The sequence below is a fragment of the Hymenobacter rubidus genome, assembly GCF_016734815.1.
GTDB classification, from domain to species: Bacteria; Bacteroidota; Bacteroidia; order Cytophagales; family Hymenobacteraceae; genus Hymenobacter; species Hymenobacter rubidus.
Genome location: NZ_JAERQF010000051.1, coordinates 19814 through 31089, shown reverse-complemented (window position 1 = coordinate 31089; position 11276 = coordinate 19814). Strand labels below are relative to the sequence as shown.

11 protein-coding genes are annotated in these 11276 nt (G+C 60.3%); 5 read left to right on the top strand and 6 right to left on the bottom strand.

Annotated elements, in window-relative coordinates:
* Positions 1–286 precede the first annotated feature (286 nt).
* Positions 287–1945, top strand: coding sequence for a T9SS type A sorting domain-containing protein (locus JKL48_RS21750; protein ID WP_201987310.1), 1659 nt, complete (start codon positions 287–289; stop codon positions 1943–1945).
* 280 nt (positions 1946–2225) lie between these two features.
* Here the strand turns inward: JKL48_RS21750 and JKL48_RS21745 are convergent, their stop codons facing one another.
* Complete coding sequence (locus tag JKL48_RS21745) at positions 2226–2873, bottom strand: NAD(P)-dependent oxidoreductase (protein ID WP_201987308.1); 648 nt, start codon at positions 2871–2873, stop codon at positions 2226–2228.
* Between the two features lie 75 nt (positions 2874–2948).
* Complete coding sequence (locus JKL48_RS21740; protein WP_201987306.1) at positions 2949–3377, bottom strand: Rrf2 family transcriptional regulator; 429 nt, start codon at positions 3375–3377, stop codon at positions 2949–2951.
* A gap of 162 nt (positions 3378–3539) precedes the next feature.
* Here JKL48_RS21740 and JKL48_RS21735 point away from each other — a divergent pair, with 162 nt between their 5' ends.
* On the top strand, positions 3540–6143 hold the full coding sequence (locus JKL48_RS21735) for a M14 family metallopeptidase (RefSeq protein WP_201987304.1): 2604 nt from the start codon (positions 3540–3542) through the stop codon (positions 6141–6143).
* Positions 6144–6291: 148 nt separating this feature from the next.
* Here the strand turns inward: JKL48_RS21735 and JKL48_RS21730 are convergent, their stop codons facing one another.
* Entirely contained in the window at positions 6292–6639 is a 348-nt protein-coding gene (locus tag JKL48_RS21730; protein WP_201987302.1) for an MmcQ/YjbR family DNA-binding protein, read from the bottom strand.
* 11 nt (positions 6640–6650) lie between these two features.
* Positions 6651–6824 carry a DUF6728 family protein gene (locus JKL48_RS21725; protein ID WP_201987300.1) on the bottom strand — a complete coding sequence of 58 codons (174 nt, stop codon included), beginning with the start codon at positions 6822–6824 and terminating at the stop codon, positions 6651–6653.
* Positions 6825–6928: 104 nt separating this feature from the next.
* Here JKL48_RS21725 and JKL48_RS21720 point away from each other — a divergent pair, with 104 nt between their 5' ends.
* Both JKL48_RS21720 and JKL48_RS21715 read left to right on the top strand, forming a co-directional pair.
* The gene (locus JKL48_RS21720) at positions 6929–7390 is read left to right on the top strand and encodes a nuclear transport factor 2 family protein (protein WP_201987298.1); all 462 of its coding nucleotides are present in this window, start codon (positions 6929–6931) and stop codon (positions 7388–7390) included.
* A 38-nt stretch (positions 7391–7428) separates the two neighbouring features.
* Positions 7429–7956 carry a hypothetical protein gene (locus JKL48_RS21715; RefSeq protein WP_201987296.1) on the top strand — a complete coding sequence of 176 codons (528 nt, stop codon included), beginning with the start codon at positions 7429–7431 and terminating at the stop codon, positions 7954–7956.
* A 9-nt stretch (positions 7957–7965) separates the two neighbouring features.
* Here JKL48_RS21715 and JKL48_RS21710 read toward each other — a convergent pair whose 3' ends face one another.
* Positions 7966–8472, bottom strand: a complete 507-nt coding sequence (locus JKL48_RS21710; protein ID WP_201987294.1) for a hypothetical protein — start codon at positions 8470–8472, stop codon at positions 7966–7968.
* Between the two features lie 26 nt (positions 8473–8498).
* Entirely contained in the window at positions 8499–10523 is a 2025-nt protein-coding gene (ispG, locus tag JKL48_RS21705) for a (E)-4-hydroxy-3-methylbut-2-enyl-diphosphate synthase (RefSeq protein WP_201987293.1), read from the bottom strand.
* A 249-nt stretch (positions 10524–10772) separates the two neighbouring features.
* Here ispG and JKL48_RS21700 point away from each other — a divergent pair, with 249 nt between their 5' ends.
* Positions 10773–11261: a TlpA family protein disulfide reductase gene (locus tag JKL48_RS21700; protein WP_201987291.1), complete on the top strand. Its 489-nt coding sequence runs from the start codon at positions 10773–10775 to the stop codon at positions 11259–11261.
* The last annotated feature ends 15 nt before the right edge of the window (positions 11262–11276 follow it).

Sequence of the window (11276 nt, the reverse complement as noted above, 5' to 3'; positions counted from 1 at the left end):
AATAGGCGTTGTTCTGACGTGATAAGGTCCTTCGCTGCGCTCAGGATGACAACGATTTTGACTTTCTAAACAGCTTCATGGTTTCAGTGGCAACGGCGAGCAACCGATTTTTTGTTCACCTACCAGTAAAAAACCGGGTAGTATTCCTGCTGGCGCGACCATGAGGCATTGCTAACTGGCACATTCGCAATTGCAGCATGACGAGCGAAAATAAAAATTATGCAGCTCATTACAGGCCAGATGCTGCGGGTATCTTTGTCTGCTTTATTCTTCACCAACCTATTTCATGAAAAAACTCCTACCCTTTCTCTTGAGCGCCTTCTCCCTGGGTGCGCAAGCCCAAACGGCCCCGGCCTGGACCTGGGCCAAAATGCTCGCCAGCAGCAACCTGACTAGCGCCGGCACCATGACCACCGATGCCGCCGGCAACACCTACCTGGCCGGCAGCTTCAGCCAACCCCTCACGCTGGCCCCCGGCACCGTGCTCACCACCAGCTCCGGCCAGGATGGCTTCGTGGCCAAATACGACCCCTCCGGGGCGCTGCTGTGGTCGCGGCAGCTGGCCGGCTTTTTCAACGACGGATTTCAAAAAGTCCTGATTGATGGCACCGGCAAAGTGACGCTGGTGGGCATGTCGAGCGACGGCGCCCAGTTGGGCAGCACCACGTTTTCCAGCAACAGCTTTGGCCCGGTAGCGGTGCTCACCAAACTCGATGCGCAGGGCCAGGTGCTTTCCATTACGGAAGTGGGCAGCGGCTCTTACCTCATCGTGGCCGACCTGGCCCTCGATGCCGCGGGCAATAGCTACATCAGCGGGACCTTTGGCCTCAGTGCGGCGTTTGGCAACTTTTCGCTCACCACGCCCATTGCGGGCACCAGCATTGCCTTCGACCAATTTCTGGTTAAGGTATCGCCGCAGGGCACGCCGCTGTGGGCTCAGCAGGGCGGCCGGGCGGTAGCGCCAGCGGGCACCGGCACCAATTTCTACTACAACAGCCTGGCCGTAGAGCCCGGCGGTAACGTGTACCTCACCTGGACCTGCAATGCCAACGCGGGCGGTTTCGGGGCGCTGACCATGCCCGCCGGCTACGGCGACCTCGACGTGGTGGTGGTGAAATACAACACCCAGGGCACGCCCCAGTGGCTGCAGCGCGCCGGTAGCCCCGGCCTCGATTTTGCCGGCAACACGGCGCTTGATGCCAACGGCCGCCTCGTGGTGCCGGGCTTTGTGACGGGCGCGGGCACCTTCGGCAGCCAGACCCTGGCCGGCTCGGCAGGTGTGCCCAGCGGCTACGTGTGGACGCTGACCCCGGCTGCCGGGGCCAGCAGCTGGGTGCGCGGCCTGGGTGGTGCCGTGGGCGCGGCCTACCGGGGCGTAACAGCCGATGCAGCCGGTAATATCTACGCCGCCGGCCAGTTCAGCGGCGCGGGCACATTGGGCAGCGCCACGCTGCCCAACGCCGGCGGCCTGGATGGTCTGATTGTCAGCTACTCTGCTGCCGGCAACGTGAACTGGTCGGTCAAAACCGGTGGTGTCGGCGACGAGTCGCCCTTGTACGTATCGCTCGACGGCACCAACCGTCTGGCGGTGGCTGGCATCCTGAACGGGGCCGGCCTGTTTGGCACCACGGCCCTCACTGGCCAGAATGCGCCCGTTGGCAACCTATTTGTGGCCCACTTGGGCGCGATTGTCACGGCCACCCGTTCGGCGCAGCCCGTGGCTCAGCTGGCCCTCTACCCCAACCCCGCCTCGGCAACGGAGGCCGTGAATCTGCCGCCGCTGCCGGCCGGCACCTCGCTCACCCTCACCGATGCGCTGGGCCGCGTGGTGCGGCGCCCCGCGGGCCTGCGCCTAGCGCTCGATGGCCTGGCGGCGGGCGTGTACGTGGTGCAAGCCACCGCGCCCGACGGTCAGCAATGGACCAACCGCTTGGTGGTAAAATAAGTATTCAGAACGGCGTAACAAGTAGTAAGACCAGCGCTTAGGCTTAATTAACTAATTAGAGCAGTTTCGGGGTTGCTGTATAGTAGCGCGAACTGTGTAGTTCGCGTCGCCGCGCCGTTCGGTGGTCGTTCTGGGACGCGAACTACACAGTTCGCGCTGCTGCTGTTGCTTCGGACTGTACACGGATGCCGAGACCGCCCAAACAACCAAGTTTTCAGTCATAAAAAAGGCCTGCCGGATGCGGCAGGCCTTTTTTTATGAGCAGATTTTCATACGCGGATTAATACGCGGCCGTGAAGCGCCGGCGACTGAACTGATGCTTCTCTACCTCGTCGAGCACGGCGATGGCCAGGTCCTCGCCCGAAAGAATGCTCCGCCCCTCTTCGTTGAAAACCGGACTGTCGGTGCCCAGGCGATAGTGGCCGGTGCGGCCGGTGGTGATGCCCTGGTGCATTTCAATGGCGGGGCTGAAGAACGTCCAGTCCAGGGAGCTGCCTTTCAACTCGTTGAAATAGTCGCGGGCTGCCGTGGCGCCGGGCTTGATGTGGGGCGGAAAATCCGGGCCATCTACCAGTTGCTGGCCGTTGATTTCGAGGCTACCCGCCCCACCAATCACCAGCAGGCGTGGCACACCGGCCTTCTCGGTAGCGGCTTGCACATCGCGCGAGCCGGCGAGGAAGTCGTTGTAGAGGTTGGGGTTTTCCCAGCCGGCGTTGTAGGCACTCAGCACAATGTCGTGGCCGGCGAGCAGGCTCGCTAGTTGGTCGGGCTTGGTGGCGTCGCCGGTCACGACGGTCAGCAAATTGTTTTTCTCGGTGAGTTTGGCGGCGTCGCGCACAATGGCCGTGACGTGGTGGCCGCGCGTCAGGGCTTCGTGTAAAAGCTTGGAGCCAACAAATCCGGTGGCGCCAATGAGGGCAATGTTCATGATGAAATGAGTTTGGGGATGAAAAAAAACAATGTAACCACAGCGGTTACAGCTGAGCCTAAAAAAAGTTAGTAGTTACGTTTTGGCCTGCAAATCAGCTACCACCTGCTGAAGGGTAACGCCGGCCAGGACCTGCTCCATGGCCGTTTGGGCTTCCGATACGATGCCGTTGAGGGCCGATTGAATGTGGCGGCCGACCGGACATTTGGGGTTGGGCGAGCTGTGGATGCTGAACAGATGGCCGGCCTCCACCACTTCCACCGCCCGGTAGACATCGAGCAGCGTGACATCGACGGGCCGGCCGCGCAGGAACGTGCCGCCGGCCGCCGGCCGCACCTCCACCAAACCCGCCTTTTTGAGCTGGCCCAACAGCCGCCGAATCACCACCGGATTGGTATTCACGCTCCCGGCCATGCGCTCCGACGTCAGCAACTCATCTTCCGGCTGCGTGGCGAGCAGGGAAAGAATGTGTACGGCGACGGAAAAACGACTGCTTATCTGCATTACCTGGAAGCGGGCACAAACGACTGCCCGCAAATGTAACCATGCCGGTTACAAAAGGTTTTCCCCGTCAAAAAAATCCTCGGTATCGCCGGCGCAGTTGGCAGAAGCGTCCACCTTTCGTAGGTACGCAGTACGTTTGCCCTTTGAATTTATGCGCTTGCAATGAAACAATTTTCCTGGTCGCAGCTCAATTTCTCCCGAGCCTGGCGGCGGGTCTTGGGTTCTTGGGTTACTACCGTGCTCCTGAGCTGCCATGCCGCAGCTCAAACACCGGACGCCGGCCCACTCCTCACGCCCGAGCAATTCCTCGGCTACAAGCTGGGTGCGCAGTTCACGCCCCACACTGAGCTGCTGCGCTACGTGGCCCACGTCACGGCCCATACGCCCGGCCGCATGAAGCTGGTGCGCTACGGCCGCACCTACGAGCAGCGCCCGCTGGAAGTGGTGCAGGTGGCCAGCGCCGAGAGTTTCGGCCGGCTCGAAGACGTGCGCCACAACAACCTGCGTCTCGCCGGCTTGGAAAGCGGCAGCGCCCAGCGCCAGCAGCCGGCCGTGTGCTGGCTGAGCTACAACGTGCACGGCAACGAAGCAGTTAGCTCCGAAGCCGTGATGCAGGTGCTCTACGACCTGGCCAACCCGCAAGACCAGCAGATGCAGGAGTGGCTACGCAACACCGTCGTCATCGTCGACCCATGCATCAACCCCGACGGCCACGACCGGTACGTGAATTGGTACAACCGCGTGCGCAACCTCTCGCCCAACACCAGCCCCGATTCCTGGGAGCACCACGAGCCCTGGCCCGGCGGCCGCTACAACCACTACTACTTCGACCTTAACCGCGACTGGGCCTGGCAAACCCAGCAGGAAACCAAGCAGCGCATTGCCCTCTACAACCAGTGGCTACCCGAGGTGCACGCCGACTTCCACGAGATGGGCCCGAACAACACCTACTACTTCTCGCCCGCCGCCAAGCCCTACCACGCCGACCTCACGGCCTGGCAGCGCCAGTTCCAGGGCGTGCTGGGCGACTACAACAAGGTGGCTTTCGACAAGAATAATTGGCTGTATTTCACCCGCGAAGTCTACGACCTGTACGCCCCCACCTACGGCGACACCTGGCCCAGCTTTAACGGCGCAATTGGCATGACGTATGAGCAGGGCGGCGGCGGACCCGCCGGCGTGGCCTACGCCCGCCTCGACGGCGACACCCTCACGCTGGCCCAGCGCATTGCGCACCACCACGCCGCCAGCCGCGCCACCATTCAAGCCACCGCCGAGCGGCACGATGATTTGGTCCGCGAGTTCCAAAGTTACTTCGCCAACGCCGCCAGCAAGCCCCAGGGCGAGTTCAAGAGCTATGTGATGGCGGCCGGAAACGACCCCGGCCAGCTCCGCACCTTCACGCAGTACCTCGACCGTAACCAGATTCGCTACGGCTACGCGCCCAAGCGCACCAAAACGCACGGCTTCAGCTACACCACCGGCAAAACCGGCGACGTCACCATCGAGCCCCGCGACGTGGTCATCAGCATGTTCCAGCCCAAGTCGACGCTGGTGAAGGTGCTGTTCGAGCCCAAGTCCCAACTCGAAGACTCACTCACCTACGACATTACCTCCTGGGCCCTGCCCTACGCGTTTGGCCTGAAATCGTACGCCGTAGCCAGCCGCCTCGCGGCCTCGGCCGATGCGCCCGCCACCGCCAGCGTGAAGGGCACCGCTGCCGCCACCGACCGCCCCTACGCCTACATCGCCCGCTGGAACAGCCTGCAGGACGTGCGTTTCCTCAGCCGCCTGCTGCAACAGAAAGTGAAGGTGCGCTACGCCGAAAAAGCCTTTGAGTCGGAAGGCCAGCAGTACGCGCCCGGCACGCTCATCATCACCCGCACCGGCAACGAGGGCCTCGGCGCGCGGTTCGACCAGCTGGTGCGCGCCCAGGCCGATTCGGCCGGCACCACCGTCATGGCCGTGAAATCGGGCTTCTCCACTTCGGGGCGCGACCTCGGCTCCAGCTCGGTGCACTTCGTGAAGCAGCCGAACGTAGCCGTAGTGGCCGGCCCCGGCGTCGATGCCACCGCGTTTGGTGAGGTGTGGCACTTCTTCGAGCAGCAGCTCGGCTACCCGCTCACGGTGCTCGGCACCGACTACCTCAGCCGCGTGTCGCTCAATAAATACGACGTGCTCATCCTGCCCAACGGCAGCGGGTACGGCGACATTTACCCCGAAAAAACACTCGAAAGCCTCAAGGCCTGGGTGCGCGACGGCGGCCGCCTCATCGCCCTCGAAGGCGCAGCGAAGTTTTTGTCCGGCAAAAAGGACTTCCTGCTCAAGCCCAAAACCACCGATTCCACCGCCATCAAAAAGGAGCTGAAAGCCAACCCCTACCGCCTGCTGCGCCGCTACGGCGACGCCGAGCGCGAGGAAGCCGAAGACGCGGTGCAGGGCAGTATTTACCGCGTACAGCTCGACAATACCCATCCGCTGGCCTTCGGCTACGGCGACACCTACTTCGCGCTGGTGCGCAACCCACTCAACTATAGCTTCCTGGGTAAAGGCGGCTGGAATGTGGGCGTCATTAAAACAGACAGCTATTCGGCCGGTTTCACCGGTTCCAAGGCCCGCAAAGAACTCACCGATACGTTCGTAGTCGGCACCCAGGATTTGGGCCGCGGTTCGGTGGTCTACCTGGGCGACAACCCGCTATTCCGCGCCTTTTGGCAGAGCGGGAAATTGATGTTTGGCAACGCAGTGTTTTTGGTTGGGCAGTGATGTAGCTTGTCAAAATACGCCACCAAAAGCCCGTCATGCCGAGCGCAGCCGAGGCATCTCGCGTGGGGTAGTAACTCCTACCGTCAAGGTTTACTACTGCACGCGAGATGCCTCGGCTGCGCTCGGCATGACGTTATCCCAGTTAAAACTATTCCAACGACGCCTTTACCGCCTTCGGCAGGGAGGCCCGTACCAACTCATAGGAGTGGTCAATCAGCTCGCGCAACTGGCTTTCCGGGGCGCCGGTGCCAATGAGCACTGTGTTCCAGTGCTTTTTGTTCATGTGGTAGCCGGGCCGCACGTAGTCGTGGGCCTCGCGCAGCTCTTCGGCGCGCTCGGGGTCACACTTCAGGTTGATGCTGCCGAAGGTGTCGATATCAGTCAGGGCAAACACTTTGCCGCCAACTTTGAACACTAGCGTTTCGGGGCCGAAGGGCGTTTCTTCGGTTACGCCGGCTTTCTGCAGGCAATAGTCGCGAAAATCCTCAATGTTCATCCCGGATTTTCTTACAGCACGTAGCGGAACAGCATCACCACCAAGCACACCAGGAACATGGCCAGGCTGAGCTTATTGATGAAGTGCATGGTCTTCATGTTGAAGTTGTTCTTGCGGTTGGGGTCGTGCTTGCGGAAATAATAGCCGAGCACGGGACCAAAGTTGAAGAGGTTCTTGCCGTTCATATCAGAGCAGGTTTGGGAGTAGCTAAGGTAACACCCGCCGCGCCAGAAAGATTTGCAACGCGGCCGGCCTTCCCTCGTCGTTTGCTTCCTTAAAACCGAAACGCATGAAGCTTTTTCCGCTCCTGTTGCTGCTGCCCGCCGCAACTCCTGCCGCCCACGCCCAAAAAGCTTCTGCCGAAACAGAAGCCGTGAAGCAAACCGTCACCGCGTTTTTCGATGGCATGCGGCGCGGCGACAGCACCGCCGTGCGCCGCACGCTGGCCCCGGCGGCCGTATTCCACGGTTTCGGCGGCAAGCCCGGGCAGCCGCCCACGCTGGAAATCGAATCCATCAACGGCTTCCTGAAAGCCGTGGGTACGCCCCACGCCGCCGTCTGGGACGAGCGGGTACAGTTCGAGCGGGTGTTAATCGATGCCAACCTGGCCAGCGTGTGGGCGCCCTACAAGTTCTACCTGGGCAGCAAATTCAGCCACTGCGGCTACGACTCTTTCCAGCTGGTGAAGTTGGCCGACGGCTGGAAAATCGCGCATATTATCGACACGCGGCGCAAGGAGAAGTGCCGATAAGTACCTGTACTTTTGGCCAAACTCAACCCGGCGCCCCAATGGAACCCAAACGCTACCCACGACAACTTTCGCGCGGGGCCAACAATGCGGCCATTGCGCTTTCCGAAACGGAAGTTGGCAAATTATTCAGCGACGATACCCGTTCCGACATCGGCTCGGAAGCCGAGAAAATGCGTTTCGCCAACGAGATAAATGGGCTGGTGGTCAAATTTCTGCGCCTGGAAACCAACGAAATTCTCGGCACCGATATGTTGGCAATGGAGCGCATTTACCCCATCGATTACCGCGCTTATGAAGTCGAAATACGCGAAATCTGGTTCGGCGTATTTGCCGACGAATTACGGGCACTGCACGCGGCGGGCTTCGTGCACCGCGACTTGCTACGCCCTTCCCACCTGCCCGGCGACCGGTACGACAACATTCTGCTCACTCAGCAGGGCCTACGCCTGATTGACGTGGGCATTTCCGTCTTGCAGCGGCAAGTCGGCGAGTCGTTTTTTCGGGCCTATGTGCAGCGGGAATTGGAAGAGTTGGCCCTGTTTCGGGCGTTCTTTTTGGGGCGGTGAACGGCTCAATTATATGTCAGCATAACCCGTAAAGGGCGAATTCATAAATTCTGCCGCCTCATAAGCATCAATAGGATATTCGGGCAGCTGTATTGAATTCAAATAGAATTGTCCAAGTGAACAATTCAACTTTACTAGAAATTCTTTCGGGTCTTCTTCTGGGCGCTCCCAGAAATAGTCCTGAAAGAGAATGCCTGCTTGAAAATCCAGTAAGTCAACGGTAACCATATCGCCGCTGATTCCACTGCCCAGGATTAGGAGGCTGTATTTCAACCCCCGCTTAAAGTCCTCATCCCAAACCAGGTCTTTTTTTAAACAATTGGCTTGACGCAGGCTAAAGCTGCCGATTGTGAGTTCGCTGTCAAAAGAGAATTCAGAAAAGAAATTTCGAAGCTGTTGATTTTCAAAAGCGCTATAAAGCGCATCCTTATTTTCTTGGCGCAACATTTCGGCATGCTTCCTCAAATCGATGGAGGCTGCCGCGAGTGCTTGGTGCAATTGTTCGACGCCTAGCATTTACAGATAGAATCAACTGTTATTCACTACGCTCCCACCGGCTCCCCCAACACTTCCTTCTCAATCCAGCGGCCGTCCTCGCGCATGAGTTCGATGAGGTCGTCTACGGCCCGTTCTTCTGGCACGGATTTCTTGATGACTTCCTGGCCGCGGTAGAGGGAAATTTTGCCCTTGCCCACGCCCACGTAACCGTAGTCGGCGTCGGCCATTTCGCCGGGGCCGTTCACGATGCAGCCCATGATGCCGATTTTGATGCCCTTGAGGTGGTCGGTGCGCTTGCGAATCATGGCCGTGGTTTCCTGCAAATCGAATAGCGTCCGGCCGCAGCTGGGGCAACTGATGTATTCGGTTTTGCTCATGCGGGTACGGGCCGCCTGCAAGATGCCGAACGAGAGCTGATTCAGCATGTCGATGTCGCGCAACCAGTCGTCCTGGGGCCGGTCCACGGGCAGTAGGCGGGCGCCCAGCACCACGCCATCGCCCAGTCCGTCGATGAGCAGGCCGCCCACGTCGGTGGCGGCGTCGAGCTGGGTTTTCTCGGGCAATTGCGCGGGATAGAAACGCGCGATGACGACCGGGCAGGTCACGCCGTGGTTAATCAGCTCGAAGAAAGCCCGGCGCAGGTCGGGCATGGCGTGGGGGTTGGGCGTGTCGAGCACCAGCACCACGGCGCGGTCGATGCGCAAGAAATCCAGCAGGCGCTTATCCAGGGCATTGGGCTCCACCAGCAGGAAGTTAAGCTGCGGGTGGCGCACGTCGGCCAACGTTTCCAGGTAGGTACCGGCCGTCATCAGCGGGTAGTGGTCGGCGCGGCGGCCGGCGTCTTTCCAAGCCGTGAACGTGACGACTTCCTTCAGGCCGTTGGGCAGCATGTAGGGCACGGGCCGCTCACCGGTGTAGATGTAGTCGGCCCCGAGGTCGCCCATCTGAAACTTGTCCAGAAACGGCGAGTACAAGTGGCCGGCGGCGCGCAGGTCGGCATACTCACGGCGCGGCAGGCGCGACAAATCCGCCACGACGCGCGGCACATTCAGCCCGCCGAAATTGGCCACCTCGTGCGTGGTACGGCGGTGGTACTGGAAGGGATTAATAGGTGAGCTGTTGGCTTCCTTCTCCGAAGAGCTAACAGCTAGTAAAGGTTTGATGGGCTGGGCCAGCGCGGCCCGCTCGGTGTAGCGGTCAATCAGCATGCGGGCCACCGGTGCTTCGGCCTCGGGCGCTTCGGTGAGGCTCACGCGCACGGTGTCGCCCAGGCCGTCTTCGAGCAGCGTGCCGATGCCCACGGCGCTCTTGATGCGGCCGTCTTCGGCCTCGCCGGCTTCGGTCACGCCCAGGTGCAGCGGGTAGGGCTGCAGACCTTCCTCATCAAGTTTCTGCACCAGCAGGCGGTAGGCCTGCACCATCACCTGCGTGTTGCTGGCCTTCATGCTCAGCACTACATCGTAGTAGTTTTCCTCTTCGCAGAGGCGCAGGAACTCCAGCGCCGACTCCACCATGCCCAACGGCGTGTCGCCATAGCGGCTCAGAATCCGGTCGCTCAGCGAGCCGTGGTTGGTGCCAATGCGCATGGCGGTGCCGTGCTGCTTGCAAATCTGGACCAGCGGCCGGAACCGCTCCCGAATGCGCTCCACCTCGGCCGCGTAGGTGGCGTCGGTGTATTCTATTTCCTCGAATTTCTTTTTGTCGGCGTAGTTGCCGGGGTTCACGCGCACTTTCTCCACGATGCGGGCGGCCAGCTCGGCGGCGTTGGGCGTGAAGTGGATGTCGGCGATGAGCGGCACGTTGCAGCCACGCTTGCGCAGTTCTTTTTTGATTTCCAGTAGGTTCTGGGCCTCTTTCATGCTGGGCGCCGTGATGCGCACGTATTCGCAGCCGGCCTCCACCATGCGCAACGTCTGCTCCACCGAGCCCATCGTGTCCATCGTGTCCACGGTGGTCATGCTTTGCACGCGGATGGGGAAGTCGCCGCCCATCGGCACGCCGCCAATGTTGACCACGCGGGACACGCGGCGCTTGTACTCGGTCAGGCTGGGGCAATACGTTTTGTTCATGAGCCAAAAACTACGGTCGGAAGGTGAAAGTTGCGCCGTGGTGCAAAGGTAAAGCGGTTCGGGGCGGCATGTTGCGCAGGCCGGGCCGCAACTTCCGGTGGTGCCGCGCTGTCTGTTCTTTCAGATGTTGGCTGAACGAGGCAGAAAGGCAAACTTTTGCGCTTCGTCGTTGAACAAGCCCGGTCAGCCGACTACACTGCCGCCGCAACCGCGGGGCCCCTACTTTGCGTCGCCACCCAGCCCTACACCATGCGCCTTTCAAAACCGCTCTTTCTTAGCATCGGCTTGCTCTTCGCCGCTCCCGCTTTCGCGCAGCAAGTGGCTGTCATCAAATTTCCCGAGCTGCAAAAGCGGCTGGCACAGCCCACTGATACTACCTACGTGGTCAATTTCTGGGCTACCTGGTGCGCACCCTGCGTGAAGGAACTGCCCAGCTTCGAGCAGTTGCGCACGGCCAATGCCAGCAAAAAGGTTAAGGTGCTGCTGGTCAGCATGGATTATGCCTCGCAGGTCGATAAAAAGGTGAAGCCTTTCGTGAAGCAGCGCAACCTAAAATCGGAAGTACTGCTACTCAACGAATCCGACCCTAATACGTGGATGGACAAACTGGATGCTAAATGGTCGGGCGCGCTGCCGTTCACGCTCATTGTCAACAACAAAACCAAGCAGCGCGCTACATTTGAGCAGGAGCTTTCGCAAGCTGAGCTTACGGCCGCTTTGCAGAAATTCCCGAAATAAGTATTTTCATTCACT

What these genes read in the sequence shown, in the direction of transcription:
- JKL48_RS21730 (WP_201987302.1), bottom strand. Translation starts at nt 6,639, where the DNA reads ATGAACATTGAGGATTTTCGCGACTATTGCCTGCAGAAAGCCGGCGTA.
- JKL48_RS21725 (WP_201987300.1), bottom strand. Translation starts at nt 6,824, where the DNA reads ATGAACGGCAAGAACCTCTTCAACTTTGGTCCCGTGCTCGGCTATTAT.
- JKL48_RS21720 (WP_201987298.1), top strand. Translation starts at nt 6,929, where the DNA reads ATGAAGCTTTTTCCGCTCCTGTTGCTGCTGCCCGCCGCAACTCCTGCC.
- ispG (WP_201987293.1), bottom strand. Translation starts at nt 10,523, where the DNA reads ATGAACAAAACGTATTGCCCCAGCCTGACCGAGTACAAGCGCCGCGTG.
- JKL48_RS21745 (WP_201987308.1), bottom strand. Translation starts at nt 2,873, where the DNA reads ATGAACATTGCCCTCATTGGCGCCACCGGATTTGTTGGCTCCAAGCTT.
- JKL48_RS21715 (WP_201987296.1), top strand. Translation starts at nt 7,429, where the DNA reads ATGGAACCCAAACGCTACCCACGACAACTTTCGCGCGGGGCCAACAAT.
- JKL48_RS21735 (WP_201987304.1), top strand. Translation starts at nt 3,540, where the DNA reads ATGAAACAATTTTCCTGGTCGCAGCTCAATTTCTCCCGAGCCTGGCGG.
- JKL48_RS21710 (WP_201987294.1), bottom strand. Translation starts at nt 8,472, where the DNA reads ATGCTAGGCGTCGAACAATTGCACCAAGCACTCGCGGCAGCCTCCATC.
- JKL48_RS21700 (WP_201987291.1), top strand. Translation starts at nt 10,773, where the DNA reads ATGCGCCTTTCAAAACCGCTCTTTCTTAGCATCGGCTTGCTCTTCGCC.
- JKL48_RS21740 (WP_201987306.1), bottom strand. Translation starts at nt 3,377, where the DNA reads ATGCAGATAAGCAGTCGTTTTTCCGTCGCCGTACACATTCTTTCCCTG.
- JKL48_RS21750 (WP_201987310.1), top strand. Translation starts at nt 287, where the DNA reads ATGAAAAAACTCCTACCCTTTCTCTTGAGCGCCTTCTCCCTGGGTGCG.